A 21,066-nucleotide genomic window follows, 5' to 3' on the forward strand; every position below is an offset into this window, starting at 1 on the left:
CCCTGCGCATCGTCGACGACTGGCTGCGCGCGCTTGGGCAGGCGCGCCACCCACCGCGACGGCGCGCGGCCGGGCTGCTCGACCAGCGGTGGACCCGGCGCGAGCGGGCCCGCGCGCCGTACCGCTGATCGGGTGACCGGCGTCCTTCCGGGGGACCAGGTGATTCGACTGGCGGTAGCGCGACCGGGCGGGCAGCGTGGGGGCCAGTGGCGCGCCCCACCGCTGTGGCGCGCCGCCGACGGGCGAGGAGTTCGGTGCGATGAGCGAGCGGACCGCGCTGGTGCTGGGCGGCACCGGCATGTTGCAGGGCTGCGCCGATGAGCTGGTGGCGCGGGGGTGGCGGGTGGTGCTGCCGTGCAGGCGGGCCAGACCGGAGCTGGGCCAGGCGGCCAGGGCGGCGCTGCGCAGGCGCGGGCACACGCCCATCGGCGACTCCTGCTGGGTGGCCGCGGACTGGGCGCGCGCCCAGGAGCTGGCCGAGCGGGTGCGCGCCGAGCTGGACCGCCCGGCCGACCTGCTGGTGGCGTGGGTGCACGCCAGCTACCGCGAACCGGTGCTCAAGGCCGTCGAGCCGCTGCTGGCCCCCGGTGCGCCGGTGGTGGAGGTGCACGACATCGGCGCGATCAGCCCGACCCGAGGGGTGCCCGACCCGCTGCTGGCCGCGCACCCCACGCAGCAGGTCGTGCTGGGCTTCGTGCGCCACGCCGGGCAGACCCGCTGGCTGACCCACGAGGAGGCGTCCAAGGGCGTGATGGAGGCCGTGCACCGCGCCTTGGAGGGCAAGCCGCCCTCGGTGCACCAGCTCGGCGAGGTCGACACCTGGGTAGTGCGCCGCTAGCGCCTGCAAGTACTACCCGGGCCGTCCGCGCGGGCCGTTAACTACTACCCGTCAACCACTACCCGCAGGCGCGAGAGCGCCCAACGTTATCCATCACAACCTCGCCATCTGTGCGCCCCGGCCACACCCCGAACCGCGCGTTCGCGGCGGCGGGTAGTAGTTACCGGCCCTCGTGAGCGCGCCGGGTAGTACTTGCAGGCGCTACCGCAGCGCACCCGCCGGGCGGACCTCCCACACCGTCCACAGCGGCCGGTACCCCTGCCGGGGCCAGAACACCGACGACAGCGGGTTCGGCGGGTTGTAGTAGAGGTAGCTGCCCACCGTCCCCATCCGGTGCAACTCCCGGTGCACGTGCGCCATCAGCTGCCTGCCCACCCCGATGCCCCGCGCGCCCGGCAGCACCGACACGCAGTTGACGTAGGCCCACCGGCCCTGCGGCAGCTTGGTCGCCGCCCACCCGCCCGGCTCCGCGGTCACCACCGCGCACTCGGCCAGCCCGACCGCGATCCCGTCCCGCTCGGCCAGCCACGCGGGCCCGCCCGCCGCCAGCCGCTCGGCCAGCGAGCGCCGCTTGAGCGCCGCCGCCTCCGGCCGGTCCACCGTCGAGCCGACCAGCGCCGAGTAGCGCAGCTCGGTCAGCGCCAGGTGCAGCACCGCCTCCAGGTCCGCCAGCCCGGCCCGGCGGATCACCAGCGGCCCCGCCACCGGCGGCGGTGGCGCGGCCAGGCGCACCGCGATCACCGTCAGCGGCACCAGCCCGTGGTCCAGCAGCGCCCGCGCCGCCTCGGCGTCGCGGCTGGGCCAGGTCAGCACGCACGCCGAGTCCCGCTCCGCCGGGCCGACCCGGTCCAGCCGGTGCCGCCACGCGCGCAGCAGCGCGTCCATGCCCACCGCCCCGGTGCCGCCCAGCAGCGGGGTCAGCTCCCACACCTCGGTGGCCGACCACAGCCGGGCGGGCGAGGTGCGCTCGTGCAGCTTGCGCTGCACCACCCCGGCCACCCGCGTGCCGTCCGGCAGGGCGGCGGTGATCACGTCCCCCTCCGGCGGCGGCCCCACGGCGGGCAGCAGCCGATCGATGCCCGCGAAACGCGCGCTCTGAGCCTCCACCAGCCCCCGACTGACGGTCATGCCCGCAGGCTACGGCTCGCGCTACCGCGGCTTGCGCGTGGACAGGATCGCGGTGCCGGGGAACAGCCTGCCGCGCAGCGGGCTCCACTGCCCCCACGTGCGGGTGTGCCCGGCGGGCCACTCCGGTTCGACCAGGTCCACCAGCTCCAGGCCCGCCCCGACCAGCGCGCGGACGTAGTCGCCCATCGTGCGGTGGTGCTCGACGTAGGTGGCCCGGCCCTGCGCGTCGACCTCCACGTAGGGCGTGCGGTCGAAGTAGGAGTGGGTCACGGTGAGCCCGCCCGGACCGGGGTCGTCCGGAAAAATCCACCGCATCGGGTGATTCACCGCGAAGACCCACCGCGCGCCCGGCCGCAGCACCCGCGCCACCTCGGCGAACACCGCGCCCACGTCGGCGACGAACGGCACCGCGCCGAAGGCCGAGCAGGCCGCGTCGAAGCTGGCGTCGGCGAAGGGCAGCTGGTCGGCGCTGGCCTGCACCAGCGGCACGGTGATGCCGGTCCGCTCGGCGGCGGCCACGGCGTGCCGCAGCATCCCCGCCGAGATGTCCAGCGCCACCGGCCGCGCGCCCCGCGCGGCCAGCCAGCGCGCGCACGGCGCCGAGCCGCACCCGACCTCCAGCACCCGCTGCCCGGCGACCGGGCCGAGCAGCCCGGCGTCCTGCTCGCGCAGCCCCTCCGGGCACCACAGGAAGTCCACGTCGCCGAGGAAGCCGCCGTGCTCGGCGTGGTAGTCGTCCGCGTCGGCGTCCCACCACAGCCGGTTGGCCGCGCGGGACTCCGCCGCGTCGGCGGCGCGCTGGGCGATGCCGGTGGTGCCGAGGGCCGCTTCGGCGCTCGCGTGCTGGTCGGACACACTGCTCCTTCAGGGGGACCGGTTTGCCCGGTGTGCTCAAAGCCGCGTACGATACCGGCCGCGTAGTGGGTTCGCGCTGCTCATGATCGGTGATCACCTGGTGAGTCGGTCTTCGCGGTTGGGGCGTGCCCGTCGCGCAGCGCTAAACCTGCAGGTCAGACAACCCCAATCCGTACCGGAGCCACCTACCTAATGTCCACCGACACCACCACTGTCCCGGCTGCCACCGCGCCGAAGCAGCAGATCGCTATCAACGATATCGGGACGGAGGAGGACTTCCTCGCCGCCATCGACAAGACCATCAAGTACTTCAACGATGGCGATATCGTCGAGGGCACCATCGTCAAGGTCGACCGGGACGAGGTCCTGCTCGACATCGGCTACAAGACCGAGGGCGTCATCCCCTCGCGCGAGCTGTCGATCAAGCACGACGTGGACCCCAACGAGGTCGTCAAGGTCGGCGACGAGGTTGAGGCGCTTGTCCTCCAGAAGGAGGACAAGGAAGGCCGGCTGATCCTGTCCAAGAAGCGCGCGCAGTACGAGCGCGCCTGGGGCACCATCGAGGCCCTCAAGGAGAAGGACGAGCCGGTCCGCGGCACCGTCATCGAGGTGGTCAAGGGCGGCCTGATCCTGGACATCGGCCTGCGCGGCTTCCTGCCCGCCTCGCTGGTGGAGATGCGGCGCGTGCGCGACCTGCAGCCCTACGTGGGCCGCGAGCTCGAGGCCAAGATCATCGAGCTGGACAAGAACCGCAACAACGTGGTGCTGTCCCGCCGCGCCTGGCTGGAGCAGACCCAGTCCGAGGTCCGCAGCGAGTTCCTCAACCAGCTGCAGAAGGGCCAGGTCCGCAAGGGCGTCGTGTCCTCGATCGTCAACTTCGGCGCGTTCGTCGACCTTGGCGGCGTGGACGGCCTGGTGCACGTCTCCGAGCTGTCCTGGAAGCACATCGACCACCCGTCCGAGGTCGTCGAGGTCGGCCAGGAGGTCACCGTCGAGGTCCTCGACGTCGACATGGAGCGCGAGCGCGTGTCGCTGTCGCTCAAGGCGACGCAGGAAGACCCGTGGCGCCAGTTCGCCCGCACCCACGCGATCGGCCAGATCGTGCCGGGCAAGGTCACCAAGCTGGTTCCGTTCGGCGCGTTCGTCCGGGTGGACGAGGGCATCGAGGGCCTGGTCCACATCTCCGAGCTGGCCGAGCGCCACGTGGAGATCCCGGAGCAGGTCGTGCAGGTCGGCGACGACGTCATGGTCAAGGTCATCGACATCGACCTGGACCGCCGCCGCATCTCGCTGTCGCTCAAGCAGGCCAACGAGGGCTTCACGGTCGACTCGGAGTTCGACCCGACCCAGTACGGCATGGCCGCCGAGTACGACGAGCAGGGCAACTACATCTACCCCGAGGGCTTCGACCCGGAGACCCAGGAGTGGCAGGAGGGCTTCGACAAGCAGCGCGAGGAGTGGGAGCGGCAGTACGCCGAGGCCCACACGCGCTACGAGGCCCACATGAAGCAGGTCGCCAAGGCCGCCGCCGCCGAGGAGGAGGCCGCTGGGGAGACCAACTACTCCTCCGGTGGCGACGCCCCGGCCGCCGCGTCCAGCTCCGGCGCTCCCGCCCAGGCGGGTGGCACGCTGGCCAGCGACGAGCAGCTCGCCGCGCTCCGCGAGAAGCTGTCGGGCGGCATGTGATCGCCTGATAGTGTGCTAACGGCACGGCCCCGTACCGCGACTGCGGTGCGGGGCCGTTGTCATGCACTACCTTGTTGGCCTTATGGGCTCGCGGACGGTGGTGCTGGTGGGACTTGTGCTCGGGTGCACGGTGGCGTGCTCGGCGGAGCAGGCCCCGCCTCCGCCTGCTCCGCCGATCCCCAAGATCGTGCCCCCGACCTCGGCCTCCCGCGTGCCGGTGATGGTGGACCGCCCGCTGCCCGACGACTGCGAGCTGGTCGTGCCGGTCGAGGTGATGAACCAGCGGCTGGGCCGGGAGCTGCCGGGCGAGCCCCGGCTGATCATCGGCATCCCGGAGCCCGCGCTGGGCCGCACCGGCAAGATCGACTGCTACTACGGCTTGGCGCAGGGCCAGCAGCTGGCCGCCGCGCCGGTGGTCATCGGCCTGTCCGCCTACAACGACGAGGCCACCGCCCGCGGCCGGGTCACCGACAGCGTCTCCGCCGAGCGCCAGGAGGGCGGGGCGGTCAGCGAGGTCGAGGTGGGCAAGCAGAAGGGCTCGCTGGTGGTGACCCGCGACGAGCGCCTGCTGCTGGGCTCGCTGGGCAAGACCACGTTCGTGGTGCGCGTCAAGGCCGGTGTCGTGCCGGACGACCAGGTCGGCCCGGTGCTGGCCGCGCTGGCGGCGCAGTCCATGACGCCGACGGAGGACGTCTGAGCCGTGCCCCGCGCCTGCGGGCCGGCATGATCGGGCCATGCTGCGCGTGGGGCTCTCCGGGGGAATCGGGTCGGGCAAGTCGACCGTCGCGGCCAGGCTCGTGGAGCACGGGGCGGTGCTGGTGGACGCCGACCTGCTGGCCCGCGAGGTGGTCGAGCCGGGCACCGAGGGGTTGGCCGAGGTCGTCGCGGCCTTCGGCGACGGTGTGCTGGGCGCGGGCGGCGCGCTGGACCGGGCGGCGCTGGCCGCGAAGGTGTTCAGCGACGACGAGGCCCGCCGCACGCTCAACGGCATCATTCACCCGAAGGTGGGAGCCCGTGCGGCCGAGCTGATCGCCGCCGCCCCGCCGGACGCGATCGTCGTGCACGACGTGCCGCTGCTGGTGGAGAACGGCCTGATGCCCGCCTACCACCTGGTGCTGATCGTGCACGCCGACGTGGAGCAGCGGGTCGCCCGCCTGGTGGGCGGCCGGGGCATGGACGAGCGGGACGCGCGCAACCGGATCGCCGCCCAGGCCGACGACGCGCGCCGCCGCGCGGCGGCCGACGTGTGGCTGGACAACACCGGCACCCCCGACCAGGTGCTGGCGCGGGTCGACGCGCTGTGGGTGGACCGGCTGGTGCCCTACGAGGCCAACGTGCGGCTGCGCCGCTACACCCCCACCCCGCCCAGGGTGGTGCCCTACGACGCGACGTGGCCCGCGCAGGCCGAGCGGATCGCCGCGCGCATCCGGCTGGCGGCGGGACAGCGGCGGGTGGAGCACATCGGCTCCACGGCGGTGCCCGGCCTGGCGGCCAAGGACGTGCTGGACTTCCAGCTGGGCGTGGACTCGCTGGAGACCGCCGACGCGCTGGCCGACGCGCTGGCCGAGGCGGGCTTCCCGCGCCTCGACGGCATCGACACCGACACCCCCAAGGACGACGGGGACCCCCGGCGGTGGCGCAAGCGGGTGCACGTGGGCGCGGACCCCGCTCGTCGGGTCAACCTGCACGTGCGGGTGGAGGGCGGCCCGGCGTGGGAGTGGGCGCTGCGGTTCCGCGACTGGCTGCGCGCGGACGCGGCGGCCCGGCAGGAGTACCAGGAGCTGAAGCAGGAGCTGGCGGAGCGGTTCGCCGACCACGAGAGCGCCTTCGCCTACGGCGACGCGAAGGAGCCGTGGATGAGCGCCGCCGTGGCCCGTGTGGAGGCGTTCTACCAGGACGGCCAGGTGTCGTAGATCCCGCGGTGGGTCAGCCACGCGCCCAGGTCGTGCCGGTGCAGGCTGACTTCCTCCAGCGTGCGGTGCACGGTGCGCAGCGCCAGGTCGGCGTCACCGGGGCCGAGCACCCGGCCGGCCACGGCCGCCGCGAACTCCTCGCAGCGCACGATCCGCGCGGTGGTGCCGCCGGGCACGGCCAGGCCCAGCAGCAGGTCGGTGGTGTGCCACGAGCGGCCGTCGCGGGTGACCCGGACGGCGCTGAGCACGCTCGGACCGCTGCGCGCGTGGCGCGAGCGCGGGCGGTGGTGGGTCAGCCGCAACCCCAGCTCGGGCATCAACCAGGTGACCTCCGAGTCGGCGAACGGGTCCTCCGGCGTCGGGCACTCCAGGCGCAGGCCCCACCGTTCGACCTGGCACCGGGACAGGCGACGGGACGTGCCCGACGAGTAGTTGCGAACTGCGCTGACGGTGTCGACCACGTCGACCAGCTGAGGTGTCATAACCGCTCCCACGCGCTCAGAGGGTAGCCGCAAGTGAGCGTCGGGTAACTATCCGGATTGATTCGTTACATCACGGAATGTGATGGAGAGTGTCTCGTTCTGATGACGGCGGACCAGGCGATTGCTCACCCCATCGTCGCACCGCGTCACCTCGACGAATCCGCGTCGGCAAGTACTACCCGTGTGGCCTAGACGGGCCGCTGACTACTACCCGGCTCGGCCGCAGCGATAACGGGTAGTAGTTACCGGCCCATGGGGGCGGGGCGGGTAGTACTTGCCGGTGCGGTCAGGGGCGGCGGGGGCGCCAGGTGGTGACGGTGCCCTGGGCGGCCAGCCACCGCACCGCGTCGTGGCCGTGGGCGGAGATGCCCGCCACCGCGCGGTAGGTCGTCTCCAGCGCCCACTGCGCCCGGCACGGCTCGATCAGACCCTGCCCCAGCGCGGCCAGCAGCTCGTCGGTGTCCAGCACGGTCACCGCGCGCCCGGTGCGCACCACCAGGTCCAGGTACAGGTCGACGGTCTTCCACACCGACCCGCTGGAGGTGATCTCGACGACGTCGAGGTACAGGTCGTAGTCGCGCTCGTGACCGGGGTGCCAGGACTGGCGGGTGACGCGCAGCCCGTGCCGGGGCAGCAGCCACGACTCGAAGTGCGCGAGGTGGGGGTGGCCGGTGACCGGCCGGGACATGTAGAGCCCGTGCCGCGTCAACCGGTACTCCTCGACCCCGCGCAGGTAGCCCTTGGGGTCGGTGTTGCTCTTGGCGTCCAGGTCGAAGTACTCCACCTTGGGCGGGTGGACGTGCGTTCCGGTCGTGATCCCTGCCGCGCTCAGCGTCACACCACGAACTCTAAGCAGAAATGCGGTCGGATCACCCTGATGTGTCACCCGAACAGGTGACGATCGCCTAGGGTCCCGGCCATGTTCGGCATCATCCGCCCCTGCCGGAACAGGCTGGGCCCGAGCCTGCGCGAAGCCTGGCTGGCGCACCTGTGCGGGCTGTGCCTGGCCCTGCGCGACGACCACGGCCACCTGGCGCGCGTGGTCACCAACTACGACGGCCTGGTGATCTCCGCGCTGGTGGAGGCGCAGTCCGCCCGGTCGAGGCGGGCCGCCGGGCCGTGCGCGCTGCGCGGGATGCGGTCCGCCGAGGTCGCGGTGGGCGGCGGCGCCCGGCTGGCCGCGGCCGTGTCGCTGGTGCTGGCCTCGGCGAAGGTCGACGACCACGTCGGGGACCGCGACGGGGCTTTCGCCCACGCCCCGGTGCGCGGGGTGGGCCGCCGGGTCGCCCGGCGGTGGGCCGAGCAGGCCGCCGCCACCGGGGCCGACCTGGGGTTCGACACGGCGGTGCTGGTGGACGCGGTGCGCGGGCAGTCCGCCGTGGAGGCGGCGGCGGGGCCGGGTGGCTCCGTGCTGGCCGTCACCGAGCCGACCGAGACCGCCGCCGCGACGGCGGCGGCCCGGACCGCCCTGTTGGCGGGCCGCCCCGGCAATGCCGAGCCGCTGCGCGAGGTGGGCAGGCTGTTCGGGCGGCTGGCGCACCTGCTGGACGCGGTGGAGGACCTGGCCGCCGACCGCGCGTCGGGCGCGTGGAACCCGCTGGTGGCCACCGGAACGTCCCTGGCCGAGGCGCGGCGGCTGTGCGACGACGCGGCGCTGGGCATCGAGCTGGCGCTGCGCGAGGTGGAGTTCACCGACGACCGGCTGGTGCACGTGCTGCTGGTGCACGAGGTGAAGGAGTCGATCCGGCGCGCGTTCGGGGAGCCCCACAGCCACGCGGCCAGGGCGCACGCGCCCAAGGGCCAGCGGCGCGGGAAGTCCGGGGAGCCGGGACCGGGCAGCGGGCTGTGGTTCTGGCCCGAGCTGGTCGACCCGCCCAGGAGCCGGTGGCTGCTGCCGGGCTGCCTGGCCGTGCTCTACCAGTGCGGAACCTGCCAGTACTGCTGCCGCGACCCGCACCCCGGCCCGTGGAGCGGCAAGCGCCGCGACGCCTGGTGCGGCAACTGCGACTGCCCGACGTGCGACTGCGACTGCTGCGGGTGTGACTGCTGACCTGCGGGGACCGGAAAATGTCGGACGGCGGGCGTACCTTTGTCGCCGTGGCTTTCCCTACCGAGATCCCGGTCAAGGCGCACTCGTCGCACCGTCCCGTCGGTGACATCCCCCGCACCGACGGGCAGTTCCGCGTGGTCAGCGACTACCAGCCCGCGGGCGACCAGCCCGCCGCGATCGCCGAGCTGGAACGCCGCATCCGCGCGGGGGAGAAGGACGTGGTGCTGCTCGGCGCCACCGGCACCGGCAAGTCCGCCACCACGGCGTGGCTGGTGGAGAAGCTGCAGCGGCCCACGCTGGTGATGGCGCCGAACAAGACGCTGGCCGCCCAGCTGGCCAACGAGCTCAAGGAGTTCTTCCCGCACAACGCGGTCGAGTACTTCGTCAGCTACTACGACTACTACCAGCCCGAGGCCTACATCCCGCAGACCGACACCTACATCGAGAAGGACTCCTCGATCAACGAGGACGTCGAGCGCCTGCGCCACTCGGCCACCATGAGCCTGCTGACCAGGCGCGACGTGATCGTGGTCGCCTCGGTGTCGTGCATCTACGGCCTGGGCACGCCGCAGTCCTACCTCGACCGGTCGATCAAGCTGGAGGTCGGCGCGGAGGTCGAGCGCGACCTGCTGCTGCGCGCGCTGGTGGACGTGCAGTACGCCCGCAACGACATCGCGTTCAACCGCGGCACCTTCCGGGTGCGGGGCGACACGGTGGAGATCATCCCCGCCTACGAGGAGCTGGCCGTGCGCGTCGAGTTCTTCGGCGACGAGATCGACCGGCTGTACTACCTGCACCCGCTGACCGGCGACGTGGTCAAGGAGGTCGAGGAGCTGCGCATCTTCCCGGCCACCCACTACGTGGCGGGGCCGGAGCGGATGGAGAAGGCGATCAGCAACATCGAGGCCGAGCTGGCCGACCAGCTGGCCAAGCTGGAGCGGCAGGGCAAGCTGCTGGAGGCCCAGCGGCTGCGGATGCGCACCACCTACGACATCGAGATGATGCGCCAGGTCGGGTTCTGCTCAGGCATCGAGAACTACTCGCGGCACATCGACGACCGCCCCGCAGGCTCCGCGCCCGCGACCCTGATCGACTACTTCCCGGACGACTTCCTGCTGGTCATCGACGAGTCGCACGTGACGGTGCCGCAGATCGGCGGCATGTACGAGGGCGACGCCTCGCGCAAGCGCAACCTGGTCGAGCACGGCTTCCGGCTGCCCAGCGCGCTGGACAACCGGCCGCTGACCTGGGAGGAGTTCGCCGACCGGATCGGCCAGACGGTGTACCTGTCGGCCACCCCCGGCCCGTACGAGATGGGCCAGGCGGGCGGCGAGTTCGTCGAGCAGGTCATCCGCCCCACCGGACTGGTCGACCCGGAGGTGGTGGTCAAGCCCACCGAGGGCCAGATCGACGACCTGGTGCACGAGATCCGCGCGCGGGCCGAGCGGGACGAGCGGGTGCTGGTCACCACGCTGACCAAGAAGATGGCCGAGGACCTCACCGACTACCTGCTGGAGCTGGGCATCCGGGTGCGCTACCTGCACTCCGAGGTCGACACGCTGCGCCGGGTGGAGCTGCTGCGCCAGCTGCGGCTGGGCGAGTACGACGTGCTGATCGGCATCAACCTGCTGCGCGAGGGCCTGGACCTGCCCGAGGTGTCGCTGGTGGCGATCCTGGACGCGGACAAGGAGGGCTTCCTGCGCTCGGGCACCAGCCTCATCCAGACCATCGGCCGCGCGGCGCGCAACGTCTCCGGCGAGGTCCACATGTACGCGGACCGGATCACCGACTCGATGCGGCACGCGATCGACGAGACCAACCGCAGGCGGGCCAAGCAGATCGCCTACAACGAGGAACGCGGCATCGACCCGCAGCCGCTGCGCAAGAAGATCACCGACATCCTGGAGCAGGTCTACGCCGAGGCCGAGGACGCCATCGAGCCGGGCGGCTCGGGCCGCAACGCCTCGCGGGGCAAGAAGCCCACCGGCGACCCCGGCGCGTCGGGCCGCAGCTCGGGCGTGCTGGTGGACAAGGACGTCAGCGGCATGGCCCGGTCCGAGCTGGCCGACTTGGTGCAGCAGCTGACCGACCAGATGATGAACGCGGCCCGCGAGCTGCAGTTCGAGCTGGCGGCGCGGCTGCGCGACGAGATCCAGGACCTGAAGAAGGAGCTGCGCGGCATGGACGCCGCGGGCGTGAAGTGACGACGAGGGGGCCGAGCCGCGCGGCTCGGCCCCCTCACCGCCGGGCGCCCGATCAGGACGTGATGTCCTTGCGGGCGAACTTGCGCGCGGCCAGCAGCGTGAAGAACGCGCCGTAGGCCAGCGCCGAGAACGCCCCGGTCGCCATCTGCGACCAGTCGATCTCGGTGGACAGCAGGTCCACCCACGCCAGCGCGTAGTGCGTGGGCAGGTACTCGCGCAGGTCGCCCAGCGCGGTGATCTGGTCGAGGATCTGCGACAGGATCGACGCCAGCACCGCGCCGCCGACCGCGCCCAGCGGCGCGTCGGTGGACACCGACAGGAACAGCGCCAGCCCGGCCAGCCAGAACAGGTGGATCGAGATGTAGCCGACCGCCAGCGCCACGCCGGTGACGCCGGAGGCGAACGAGGCCGCCTCACCGGTCGGGCTGACCACCTCGCCCGCCCCGTACCACAGCACGCCCACCGCCAGCGCCACCGCGGGCAGCAGCACCAGCGCGAACAGCGACAGCAGCCCCGAGGCCACGGTCTTGCGGCGCAGCAGCCGGTGCCGCGGGATCGGCGCGGCGAGCAGGTACTTCAGGCTCGACCACGACGCCTCGCTGGCGATGGTGTCGCCGAAGAACAGCGCCACGATCATCGGCAGCAGGAAGCTGCCGCTGACGAACAGCGTCAGCACCACGAAGTTGATCCCGCTGGCCGTGGCCAGGTCGACGAACCCGCCCGTGCGCCGGTTCGGCTGGGACTGCCCGATCTCGAACGAGACCACCAGGATGAACGGCAGCAGCACCAGGAAGCCCAGCACCAGCTGGGTGCGCCTGCGGCGCAGCTGCCGCACCAGTTCGACCCGGATGGGCAGCGTGCGGCCCGCCCGGTAGCCGACCTTGGACCCGTCCGGCGCGACCTGCGGGTGCTCCGCGGCGGCGGCGTCGGTCAGGTCGCTGATCGCGGCGGGATCGGTGTGCACGCCGTGCCCGTTGCCCTGGCTCATCGGGAACCCCCTGCGTCGCCCACCAATTCCAGGAACGCGTCCTCCAGGCGCCTGCGCGGACCGGCCTGGTCCACCGCCACGCCCGCGGACACCAGCGCTTGCAGCGCTTCGGCGCGCGGCGTGCCGTTGAGGCTCGCGTGCACCTGCTCGCCGTCCACGTGCACGTTGTGCACGCCGGACAGCCCGCGCAGCACCGAGGCCGCTTCCTCCGGGCGGTCCACCCGGAAGCTGGCCTCGCCGCCGCCGGTCGCGATCTCCTCGACCTCGCCCGCGGCGACCAGGGTGCCCTTGTGCATGACCACCACGTGGCTGCACGTCTGCTCCACCTCGGCGAGCAGGTGGCTGGACACCAGCACCGTCCGCCCCGCGGCCGCGTAGCGGCGCAGGACCTCGCGCATCTGGTGGATCTGGGGCGGGTCGAGCCCGTTGGTCGGCTCGTCGAGCACCAGCAGGTCCGGCAGGCCCAGCATCGCCTGGGCGATGGCCAGCCGCTGCCGCATGCCCTGGCTGTAGGTGCGCACCTTGCGGTGCACCGCGTCGCCCAGGCCCGCGATCTCCAGCGCCTCGTCGAAGTGCGCCTGCTCCACGGGGCGGCCGGTGGCGGCCCAGTACAGGTGCAGGTTGGCGATGCCGGACAGGTGCGGCAGGAAGCCCGAGCCCTCGACGAACGAGCCGATCCGGGACAGCACCGGAGCGCCGGGGCCGACCCGGTGGCCGAACACCCTGATCTCGCCCTCGGTGGGCTGGATCAGGCCCATCAGCATCCGCAGCGTGGTGGTCTTGCCCGCGCCGTTGGGGCCGAGCAGGCCGAGCACCTGCCCGTGCCCGACGGTGAAGGACAGGTCCTTCACCGCGGTCAGCCCGCCGGGGTAGGACTTGGTCAGCCCCTTGATCACCAGGGGCACGCCGGTCAGCTCCGGGTCGACGTCGGCGTTGAGCCTGCGCCGGAACCAGCCGATCACGGCCGCGGCGGCGCACACCGCCAGCACCACGGCGATGCCCCACAGCGCGCCGGTGGGCACGCCGCTGGTGCTGTTGACCCCGCCGACCACGGGCACCCGCAGCTCGGGCGAGGCCAGCGAGATCCGGTACGCGGCGGGCTCCTGGGCGTTGGCGTAGGCCTGGTCGGTGGTCGACACCACCAGCTCCAGCCGGTGGTCGCTCTCCACCGGCCGCACCGCGCCGGGCAGCGTCACGGTCACCTCGACCGGGGTGCCGTCGGCGGGCAGGTCCGCCACGCGCACCGGGGCCACGGCCGATCCGGGCAGCGTGCGCACGCCGTTGGAGTCCGCGTCGTAGAGCTTGACGAACAGCACCGCGCCGTCGGCGGGCACCGGCTGGCCGGGCACCGCGGCCACCCGCAGCCGCACCGTCGACGAGCCGCTGAGCAGCAGCTGCGAGGTCATCGCCTCGCTGCTGAACACGGCCGACTGGCCGGGCAGGTCCAGCGAGAGCCTGCTGGCCAGCGAGCTGGACCGGCTCAGCGCCGCGCCCAGCCCCGGCAGGCTGCTCACCGCCGCCGGGTTGCCGCCCGCCGGGTTGACCACCACCTGCTCGCGCCCGGACAGCGCCACGTCGCGGCGCTCGGTGGTGGTGGAGCCGCCGGGCAGACCGGGGTAGCCGGGCGCGACCACGGTGCGCAGCGACGGGGCGCCGCTGCTGCGGAACGCGCCGGTCACCGAGTACTCGAAGCCGGTGCCGGGGTCGGCGCCCCGGTTGTCGAGGTGGAAGGCCAGCCAGTCGGCGATCTGGCCGCGCAGCTCCGGACCGGGCGTGCCGCCGTCGTGGCCGCCCGCGTACCAGATCACCTTGACCTTGGCGCCGTTGGCGGCGATCTGCCTGGCGTTGGCGTCGGCCTGGTCCAGCCCGAACAGGGTGTCCTGCTCGCCCTGCACCAGCAGGGTGGGCTGGGTGATCCGGCTGGTCAGCTCGGACGGGGAGGACCGGCGCAGCAGCGCCAGGGTCCGCTCACTGGCCTTGCCGGTGGTGGCGACCTCGGTGTATGCGGCGCACACGTCGGCCTGGAACCGGCCGCAGGCGCCGTTGACCGGGCCCGCCGGGCGGTCGCCGCCCTGGTCGCCGCCCGGCTGCCGGGGTGCGGTCGCGGCCGCCGCGGCGTTGTCCAGCGCCTGGGCGTCGTCGTCCTGGCCGGGCTCGGGCGCCTCCTGGCCGGGGCTGGCCGCGTCCCCGCCGGACAGGCCCGCGGAGAAGAAGATGCCCGCCCACGAGCGCTTGAACACCCCGTCCGAGGCGAACGCGCCGGGGGAGGGGGTGGTGCCGTCGACGGTGGCCGTGGTCGCCGCGTTGGGCAGCAGCGCCTGGGACAGGTCGTTGTAGGTGATCACCGGGGCGATCGTGTCGACCCGCTGGTCCACGCCCGCCAGCGACAGCGCCAGCGCGCCGCCGTAGGAGCCGCCGGTCACGCCCACCCGCGGGTCGCCGGGGGCGTCGGTGCGCACCTCCTCGCGGGTGGCCAGCCAGTCGAGCAGCTTCTGCGCGTCGCGCACCTCGTGGTCGACGGAGTTCAGCGCGATCTGCCCGGTGCTGCGGCCGAAGCCGCGCGCCGAGTAGGTCAGCACCACGAACCCGCGCTGCGCCAGTTCGGTCGCCTGCGCGGACACGCTGGCCTTGCTGCCGCCGAAGCCGTGCGGCAGCAGGACGGCGGGCGCGGGGGTGCGCTCGGGCAGGTACAGGGTGGTGTCGATCTGGACGGTCCGGTCGCTGCCCGGACCCTCCGGCACGTCGATCACCGCGTCACGAGTGCTCACCGGGGGTGGGTCGTCCCCCTGCCGCAACCAGATCACGGCGCCACCCACCAGGGCGACGAGCACGATCAGCGCGGGGAGGGACCACCTACCGCGGGAGCGGGAGAAGGAGGCCACCCTGATGACCCTAGGCTTGTCCGGCTGAGAACCGGCGGTCAGCACCCCCGCCGCCTCTCAGCGAGTCGCCTGCCGTCGGGGTGTGGCTGATCACCCCCGGTGGCGCCGAGGGGCGGTCATGCATGAGACTGTATGCAAAATGGAGGGGAGTACTCCCTAAAACGGCGGTGTCGTCAGCACGGAACCTGGCGTGAGGTTCCCGGCACCACCGGTCGGCGGTTCGCACCGCAGGCGGAGGAGACCTCCGGTCATTGGCGTGCGCGCGGTGCACCGGAGGTTCTTACATGGCAGTCCCCGCATGGCTCTGGCTTGCGACCATCGCAGGTCTGCTGGTCCTGCTGGCCGTCGACTTGTTCATCGTCGACCGCAAGCCCCATGAGGTCACCATCGGGGAGGCGGCCCGCTGGGTCGTCTTCTACGTCGGCGTCGCGATCCTGTTCGGCCTGGGCATCTGGTTCTTCGCGGGGGGCACCCCCGCGGGCGAGTTCTTCGCCGGGTACATCACCGAGTACTCGCTCAGCGTCGACAACCTGTTCATCTTCCTGATCATCATGACCACCTTCAAGGTGCCCGCGATCCACCAGCACAAGGTGCTGCTGGTCGGCATCGTGATGGCGCTGGTCATGCGGGGCATCTTCATCGCCGTCGGCGCCGCGGTCATCGCGCAGTTCTCCTGGGTCTTCTACCTGTTCGGCGCGTTCCTGATCTACACCGGCTACAAGCTGGCGCGCACCGACCACGAGGAGGAAGAGGAGGAGTACAAGGAGAACGCCGCGCTGCGGTTCGTGCGCAAGGTCTTCCCGGTGGCCGACCAGTACCACGGCTCGAAGTCGTTCGTGAAGATCGACGGCAAGCGGTTCGTGACGCCGATGTTCATCGTCATGGTCGCCATCGGCACCACCGACCTGCTGTTCGCGCTGGACTCCATCCCGGCGATCTTCGGCCTGACCAAGGAGCCGTTCCTGGTCTTCACCGCCAACGCCTTCGCCCTGATGGGCCTGCGGCAGCTGTACTTCCTGCTGGGCGGTCTGCTCAACAAGCTGGTCTACCTGTCCATCGGCCTGTCGGTGATCCTCGGCTTCATCGGCGTGAAGCTGATCCTGGAGGCGCTGCACACCAACTCGCTGCCGTTCCTCAACGGCGGGGAGCCGCTGCACGTGCCGACCATCGGCATCGAGTTGTCGCTCTCCGTGATCGTGGGCGTGCTGGCCATCACCACGGTCGCCAGCCTCATCAAGGTCCGGCGCGACCCGGCGGCGGTCAAGCACGTCGGCGAGGCGCACCACGAGGAGCAGGCGAAACAGCCTGGGCAGTGACGCGCGCAGCGGCGCTGTGTGAGCGTCAATATTCTCGTGAGCTTTGCTAAGGACATCTGCGGTACCGTGCTGAATCGTGCGCCCTGATGACTTGCAGTCGCTGACCCTCCCCGGTTCCGTCGCCCTCCGCGGCGAACTGGCCCTGGTGAACGTGACCACCCCGGACGTGGCCGCCAACACCTACCGGGGAGGGTTGTGGCGCGTCCCGCTCGACGGCGGCGGGGCGCGGCAGTGGACGTGGGGCGAGCGCGACTCGGCCCCGCGCATCTCCCCGGACGGGCGCTGGGTCGCCTTCCTGCGCGGCGAGCGGGGCAAGCCCTCGCAGGTGCACGTGATGCCCGCCGACGGCGGCGAGCCGCGCAAGGTCACCGACTTCCCCCTCGGCGCCGCGACCCCGGTCTGGGCCCCCGACTCCCGGCGGCTGGCCGTCGTGGCCCGCATCCCGGAGGCGGGCCGCTACGGCACCGAGCTGGCGGACGGCGAGAAGCCGACGCCCGACGCCGAGGCCCCCCGGCTGATCAGGCGGCTGGACTACCGGCTCGACGACATCGGCTTCACCACCGACCGGCACCCCCGGCTGCACGTCGTGGACGCGCTCGACCCGCGGGCGCGGCCGGTCGAGCTGACCGACGGCACCTTCTGGCTGGGCGAACCCGCGTGGACCCCGGACGGCGAGTGGCTGGTCTTCTCCGCCGAGCGGGACCTGGGCGCGGTGGAGACCCTGCACCGCGACCTGTACCGGCTGCCAGCCGCGGGCGGCGAGCCCGAGCTGCTGGTGCGCTCCGAGGGCTCGGCGGACACCCCCGTGCCGCTGGCGGACGGCGGCGTGCTCTTCTTCGGCACGCGCTTCACCGGCGTGCACAGCGTGGCGCGCAACCTGGGCCTCTGGCACGCCCACGGCGACCGGCTGCGCAGGCTGACCGACGAGGAGACCGTCGACTGCGAGAGGGCCTCGGGCGAGCCGGTCGTCACCGGTGCGGGCGTGCTGGTCGCGGTGCGCAACCGGGGCGCGGTGGAGCTGCGCCGGGTGCCGCTGGACGCCGAGGGCGCACCCCTGGACCGGCTGGACCTGCTCGCGGGCGAGCGCGCCGAGGTCAAGTCCTTCGCCGCGGACGGCGACCGCGTCGTCGCGGTGGTCTCCGGCCCCGACACCACCGGCGACGTGGTCCTGGTCGGCGGCGACAGGCTCACCGACTTCGGCTCCGCGGTGCCGCTGCACCAGGTGGTCGAGCTGACCGGCAGCGCCTCCGACGGCTACCCGGTGCACGGCTGGCTCGTGCTGCCCGAGGGCGAGGGCCCGCACCCGGTGCTGCTGGCCGTGCACGGCGGCCCGTTCATGTACCACGGCTGGGGCTTCTTCGACGAGGCGCAGGTCTACGCGGGCGCGGGCTACGCCGTGGTGCTGCCCAACCCGCGCGGCTCGGCGGGCTACGGCCAGGCCCACGGCCAAGCGGTGATCGGCGCGTTCGGCACGGTCGACGTGGACGACGTGCTCTCGGTGCTGGACGTGGCGCTGAGCAGGCCGGACCTGGACGCCGACCGGGTGGGCGTGATGGGCGGCTCCTACGGCGGCTTCATGACCTCCTGGCTGGCCGCGCACCACGGTGGGCGCTTCCGCGCCGCGTGGAGCGAGCGCGCGGTCAACGCCTGGGACTCCTTCGCGGGCTCGTCGGACATCGGCTGGTTCTTCACCGACGCCTACTGCGGCCCCGGCTTGGAAGCGCAGCGCGCCATGAGCCCGCTGACCTACGCGGAGAAGATCACCACGCCGTTCATGGTGGTGCACTCCGAGCACGACTGGCGCTGCCCGCTGGAGCAGGCCCAGCGCATGTTCGTGGCGCTGCGCCGCAACGGCGTGGAGGCGGAGATGCTGGTCTTCCCCGGCGAGGGCCACGAGCTGACCCGCTCGGGCAAGCCCCGCCACCGCGCCCAGCGCTTCGACGCCGTCCTGGCCTGGTGGGCGCGCCACCTGAGCTGATGCCCCGAGCCGTGTTCGATCGACCCGGTGGGAACCGGGTCGATCAAACACGGCGAAATCCCTAATCCCCTCCCGGTCCGCCACGGCAGACTGACTGCTCTGGCGAGGAGGTGGAGGGTGACGGTGATTCCCCCGGTCCGGGTGGGCAGGTGGCCCACCGGGACGTTCATGGACATGCTGGCGCCGCCCGCCCAGGAGGCGCTGCTGCGGCTGGGCAGGCCGAAGAAGTTCCGGCGCGGTGACGTGCTGATGCACGAGCTCGACGAGTCCGACGAGGTGGTCCTGCTGTGCCGGACGCTGGTCAAGGCCACCATCTCCCTGGACAACGGCCGCGTGGCGCTGCTCAACATCAAGGTCGGCGGCGACGTGGTGGGGGAGATGGCCGCGCTCAGCGGTGATCCGCGGTCGGCCACCATCACGGTGTGCGCGGACGGGCACGGTCGGGTCTTCACGGCCGCGCAGTTCCGCGACTACCTGCGCGAGCACCCGGACGCCAACCTGGCGCTGTCCCGGATGATCATGCAGACGCTGCGGTGGGCGGACAAGCGCAGGGTCGACTTCAACGGCTACCCGGCCCTGGTCCGGCTGGCCCGCGTGCTGGTGGAGCTGTGCAACCACTACGGCCGCAGCGGCCAGGACGGCGTCACGCTCGACCTCGGGCTGACTCAGCGGGAGCTGGGCGCGCTGGTCGGCGCGGAGGAGGACACCGCGCGCAAGGAGCTGCGGGTCCTGCGCGACCGAGGGGTGATCAGCATGGGCTACCGGACGATCACCGTGCTGGACCGCGTGCTGCTGGACGGGATCGCCCGCGATTCCGGCAAACCCGGTGATACCCCCGCACACCCCAGGGAGTCGGCGTGACGATGACCGATGTGGCACTGGACGTCCCGTTGGACGGCTTGGTCTACCGGCTCGTGGTGGCGGTGGACGTGGAGGGCTACAGCAAGCTGCACGCGCTGGACCAGGCACGGGTGCAGACCCGGCTCAGCGAGGTGCTCGACGAGGCCGCGCGCCGCGCGGGCCTGGACCGCTCGCGGTGGTACCGGCAGCTGCGCGGCGACGGCGAGCTGGCCGTGCTGCCCGCCGACAGCGACACCGCCTGGGTGGTGGCGCGCTTCACCGAGCACCTGGCCGAGGCGCTGGGCGAGCTGCGGCGCGCGGGCACCCCGCTGCGGATGCGGCTGGCGATGCACTGCGGCACGTTGACCTCGGGGCGGTTCGGCCTGGTCGGCGACGCCCCGATCGTCACCTGCCGTCTGCTGGACGCGCACGTGGTGCGGCGTGCTCTGGCCGAGTGCGGGGAGGACCTAGTGCTGGTCATCTCCGAGCGGCTGTTCGAGGACGTGGTGCGGACCCGGTTCCAGGACCTGGACCCGGACCGGTTCCGCCCGGCGCGGTTCTCCACCAAGAACGTGAGCTACTCCGGGTACGTCTGCACGGGCGGGCCGCGCGGTGTTTCGCACGGTGGTTCGCGCGAGGGTTCGCGCAATACCTAGCGGAGCCCGCCCGTGCTGCGGCACGCTCACCGGATGCAGTGGACCGTGCGGGTGGGCGAGCCCGAGGACGCGCACGAGATAGCCAGGATCAACGTGGACGCCTGGCAGCACGCCTACCGGGGGCTCGTCGACGACGCGGTGCTGGACCGGATGCTCCCGGAGAGCCGGGTGCCCGGTTGGCTGCGGGTGCTGGCGCTGCCCGCGCCCAGCCGGGTGTTCGTCGCGGTGGAGGGCAGCGGCAAGATCGGCGCGTACTGCGCCGTCGACGCCGTCCGGGAGGCCGAGGACGCCCACCCGGACCTGAACACCGGCGAGCTCGTGGCGATCTACGCCGACCCCCGCTACCGCGGCACCGGCGCGGGCCACCAGGTGCACGAGGCCGCCCTGAAGCACCTGGTGGACCAGGGCTTCCGGTACGCGGTGCTGTGGGTCTTCCAGGACAACGCGGGCAGCCGCGCCTTCTACGAGGCGCACGGGTGGCGGCACGACGGGGTGGTGCACCGCTACGAGCTGGGCGAGCAGGTGCTGCCCGAGGTGCGCTACGCCCGGTTCCTGCCCGCGCCGCGCCGTCGCCGCGCTCACCCCAGCAGGGTGTAGTTCAGCTCCTCGCACACGCGCGCCAGCGGCAGGTCCAGTCCGGGGTGCTCCAGCGGCAGCAGCACGTCCGGCGAGGCGGGCAGGCCGGTGCCGCCCGGCGGGTCCCACAGGCACACCGCGGGCTCGGCGGCGTCCATCGACGACCGGTACCACAGCCCGTCCAGCTCGGGGTAGGCCGCGCGGATCGTGCGCGCCCACGCCTGGGTCAGGTGCTTGGGGCCGGAGCTGATCTCCTGCGAGGCGCCGACCCGCGTGGGCCACAGGCCCGCCAGGTCCAGCAGCCGCAGCGTGCGCCGGGGCCGCAGCACCACCAGGAACGGGCTGCGGGTGCGGCGGTCGACCACCGAGGTCGCCTGGAACACCTCGGCGATGCTGGTCCGCACGGACAGGCCGAAGTAGAGCACCCCCTGGTCGGGGGCGTGGGTCAGCTCGCCGTGCGGGCCCGGCTCCTGGGTGTCGAAGCGGGCGTGCGGCAGCGGACCGGTGTAGCGGAAGCTGTTCCAGCGCTGCGGGTGCAGCCCTTTTGCCGTGAAGACGCGCACCAGTCGGGTGGCGCGGTGCACCGCCACCACGTCCTCGGTGCGGCGCAGGGCGGCCTGCAGCACGGCGGGAGCGGGCGGCTGGGGAAGCCGAGACATTCGGGTCCTGGGGGT

The 21,066-nt window shown here is 72.6% G+C and carries 18 protein-coding genes; 11 read left to right on the forward strand and 7 right to left on the reverse strand.

Translation table 11 applies throughout. The annotated features are described in order from the left end of the window. Positions 1-259 precede the first annotated feature (259 nt). On the forward strand, positions 260-838 hold the full coding sequence (locus IEZ00_RS11760; RefSeq protein ID WP_189223206.1) for a Rossmann-fold NAD(P)-binding domain-containing protein: 579 nt from the start codon (positions 260-262) through the stop codon (positions 836-838). Positions 839-1,039: 201 nt separating this feature from the next. Here IEZ00_RS11760 and IEZ00_RS11765 read toward each other — a convergent pair whose 3' ends face one another. Further along, complete coding sequence (locus IEZ00_RS11765; protein ID WP_189223207.1) at positions 1,040-1,966, reverse strand: GNAT family N-acetyltransferase; 927 nt, start codon at positions 1,964-1,966, stop codon at positions 1,040-1,042. A 21-nt stretch (positions 1,967-1,987) separates the two neighbouring features. Beyond that, the gene (locus tag IEZ00_RS11770; RefSeq protein WP_189223208.1) at positions 1,988-2,821 is read right to left on the reverse strand and encodes a class I SAM-dependent methyltransferase; all 834 of its coding nucleotides are present in this window, start codon (positions 2,819-2,821) and stop codon (positions 1,988-1,990) included. 192 nt (positions 2,822-3,013) lie between these two features. On the opposite strand from IEZ00_RS11770, the gene rpsA reads away from it, so the two are divergent. The 3 genes from rpsA to coaE all read left to right on the forward strand — a co-directional run bounded on the left by rpsA (position 3,014) and on the right by coaE (position 6,420). After that, a complete protein-coding gene (gene rpsA, locus IEZ00_RS11775) occupies positions 3,014-4,507 on the forward strand; it encodes a 30S ribosomal protein S1 (protein WP_189223209.1) in 1,494 nt (497 codons plus the stop codon). Positions 4,508-4,589: 82 nt separating this feature from the next. Continuing rightward, on the forward strand, positions 4,590-5,204 hold the full coding sequence (locus tag IEZ00_RS11780; RefSeq protein WP_229795450.1) for a hypothetical protein: 615 nt from the start codon (positions 4,590-4,592) through the stop codon (positions 5,202-5,204). A gap of 37 nt (positions 5,205-5,241) precedes the next feature. Then, a complete protein-coding gene (gene coaE / locus IEZ00_RS11785) occupies positions 5,242-6,420 on the forward strand; it encodes a dephospho-CoA kinase (protein ID WP_189223211.1) in 1,179 nt (392 codons plus the stop codon). Here coaE and IEZ00_RS11790 read toward each other — a convergent pair. Together IEZ00_RS11790 and IEZ00_RS11795 are read right to left on the reverse strand one after the other, a co-directional pair. Then, positions 6,396-6,902, reverse strand: coding sequence for a ribonuclease FAU-1 family protein (locus IEZ00_RS11790; RefSeq protein ID WP_229795452.1), 507 nt, complete (start codon positions 6,900-6,902; stop codon positions 6,396-6,398). The genes coaE and IEZ00_RS11790 overlap by 25 nt on opposite strands. A 286-nt stretch (positions 6,903-7,188) precedes the next feature. Then, entirely contained in the window at positions 7,189-7,740 is a 552-nt protein-coding gene (locus tag IEZ00_RS11795; RefSeq protein WP_189223213.1) for a ribonuclease FAU-1 family protein, read from the reverse strand. A gap of 81 nt (positions 7,741-7,821) precedes the next feature. On the opposite strand from IEZ00_RS11795, the gene IEZ00_RS11800 reads away from it, so the two are divergent. Then, positions 7,822-8,952: a DUF5685 family protein gene (locus tag IEZ00_RS11800; RefSeq protein ID WP_189223214.1), complete on the forward strand. Its 1,131-nt coding sequence runs from the start codon at positions 7,822-7,824 to the stop codon at positions 8,950-8,952. A 17-nt stretch (positions 8,953-8,969) separates the two neighbouring features. Beyond that, positions 8,970-11,156, forward strand: coding sequence for an excinuclease ABC subunit UvrB (gene uvrB, locus IEZ00_RS11805; RefSeq protein ID WP_229795454.1), 2,187 nt, complete (start codon positions 8,970-8,972; stop codon positions 11,154-11,156). Between the two features lie 52 nt (positions 11,157-11,208). Here uvrB and IEZ00_RS11810 read toward each other — a convergent pair whose 3' ends face one another. Together IEZ00_RS11810 and IEZ00_RS11815 are read right to left on the reverse strand one after the other, a co-directional pair. Further along, positions 11,209-12,144, reverse strand: coding sequence for an ABC transporter permease (locus IEZ00_RS11810; RefSeq protein WP_189223215.1), 936 nt, complete (start codon positions 12,142-12,144; stop codon positions 11,209-11,211). Beyond that, a complete protein-coding gene (locus tag IEZ00_RS11815) occupies positions 12,141-15,026 on the reverse strand; it encodes an alpha/beta fold hydrolase (protein ID WP_189223216.1) in 2,886 nt (961 codons plus the stop codon). Before IEZ00_RS11815 ends, IEZ00_RS11810 begins: the two co-directional genes overlap by 4 nt. Positions 15,027-15,310: 284 nt before the next feature. Here IEZ00_RS11815 and IEZ00_RS11820 point away from each other — a divergent pair, with 284 nt between their 5' ends. From IEZ00_RS11820 to IEZ00_RS11840, 5 genes are all read left to right on the forward strand, one after another. After that, positions 15,311-16,342: a TerC family protein gene (locus IEZ00_RS11820; RefSeq protein WP_189223217.1), complete on the forward strand. Its 1,032-nt coding sequence runs from the start codon at positions 15,311-15,313 to the stop codon at positions 16,340-16,342. Positions 16,343-16,418: 76 nt separating this feature from the next. Further along, positions 16,419-18,320: a S9 family peptidase gene (locus IEZ00_RS11825; RefSeq protein ID WP_189223218.1), complete on the forward strand. Its 1,902-nt coding sequence runs from the start codon at positions 16,419-16,421 to the stop codon at positions 18,318-18,320. Positions 18,321-18,437: 117 nt separating this feature from the next. Next, positions 18,438-19,181, forward strand: a complete 744-nt coding sequence (locus tag IEZ00_RS11830) for a Crp/Fnr family transcriptional regulator (protein WP_229795456.1) — start codon at positions 18,438-18,440, stop codon at positions 19,179-19,181. A 2-nt stretch (positions 19,182-19,183) separates the two neighbouring features. Then, on the forward strand, positions 19,184-19,816 hold the full coding sequence (locus IEZ00_RS11835) for a nucleotidyl cyclase domain-containing protein (RefSeq protein ID WP_189223219.1): 633 nt from the start codon (positions 19,184-19,186) through the stop codon (positions 19,814-19,816). Between the two features lie 33 nt (positions 19,817-19,849). After that, positions 19,850-20,413: a GNAT family N-acetyltransferase gene (locus IEZ00_RS11840; protein ID WP_189223220.1), complete on the forward strand. Its 564-nt coding sequence runs from the start codon at positions 19,850-19,852 to the stop codon at positions 20,411-20,413. Here the strand turns inward: IEZ00_RS11840 and IEZ00_RS11845 are convergent. Then, a complete protein-coding gene (locus tag IEZ00_RS11845; RefSeq protein WP_189223221.1) occupies positions 20,395-21,051 on the reverse strand; it encodes an RES family NAD+ phosphorylase in 657 nt (218 codons plus the stop codon). The genes IEZ00_RS11840 and IEZ00_RS11845 overlap by 19 nt on opposite strands. Positions 21,052-21,066: the final 15 nt, after the last annotated feature.

Source organism: Saccharothrix coeruleofusca, from assembly GCF_014648515.1.
Taxonomy (GTDB): Bacteria; Actinomycetota; Actinomycetes; order Mycobacteriales; family Pseudonocardiaceae; genus Actinosynnema; species Actinosynnema coeruleofuscum.

What these genes read in the sequence shown, in the direction of transcription:
- IEZ00_RS11790 (WP_229795452.1), bottom strand. Translation starts at nt 6,902, where the DNA reads ATGACACCTCAGCTGGTCGACGTGGTCGACACCGTCAGCGCAGTTCGC.
- IEZ00_RS11835 (WP_189223219.1), top strand. Translation starts at nt 19,184, where the DNA reads ATGACCGATGTGGCACTGGACGTCCCGTTGGACGGCTTGGTCTACCGG.
- IEZ00_RS11780 (WP_229795450.1), top strand. Translation starts at nt 4,590, where the DNA reads ATGGGCTCGCGGACGGTGGTGCTGGTGGGACTTGTGCTCGGGTGCACG.
- coaE (WP_189223211.1), top strand. Translation starts at nt 5,242, where the DNA reads ATGCTGCGCGTGGGGCTCTCCGGGGGAATCGGGTCGGGCAAGTCGACC.
- IEZ00_RS11840 (WP_189223220.1), top strand. Translation starts at nt 19,850, where the DNA reads ATGCAGTGGACCGTGCGGGTGGGCGAGCCCGAGGACGCGCACGAGATA.
- uvrB (WP_229795454.1), top strand. Translation starts at nt 8,970, where the DNA reads ATGTCGGACGGCGGGCGTACCTTTGTCGCCGTGGCTTTCCCTACCGAG.
- IEZ00_RS11765 (WP_189223207.1), bottom strand. Translation starts at nt 1,966, where the DNA reads ATGACCGTCAGTCGGGGGCTGGTGGAGGCTCAGAGCGCGCGTTTCGCG.
- IEZ00_RS11800 (WP_189223214.1), top strand. Translation starts at nt 7,822, where the DNA reads ATGTTCGGCATCATCCGCCCCTGCCGGAACAGGCTGGGCCCGAGCCTG.
- IEZ00_RS11810 (WP_189223215.1), bottom strand. Translation starts at nt 12,144, where the DNA reads ATGAGCCAGGGCAACGGGCACGGCGTGCACACCGATCCCGCCGCGATC.
- IEZ00_RS11820 (WP_189223217.1), top strand. Translation starts at nt 15,311, where the DNA reads ATGGCAGTCCCCGCATGGCTCTGGCTTGCGACCATCGCAGGTCTGCTG.
- IEZ00_RS11760 (WP_189223206.1), top strand. Translation starts at nt 260, where the DNA reads ATGAGCGAGCGGACCGCGCTGGTGCTGGGCGGCACCGGCATGTTGCAG.
- IEZ00_RS11845 (WP_189223221.1), bottom strand. Translation starts at nt 21,051, where the DNA reads ATGTCTCGGCTTCCCCAGCCGCCCGCTCCCGCCGTGCTGCAGGCCGCC.
- rpsA (WP_189223209.1), top strand. Translation starts at nt 3,014, where the DNA reads ATGTCCACCGACACCACCACTGTCCCGGCTGCCACCGCGCCGAAGCAG.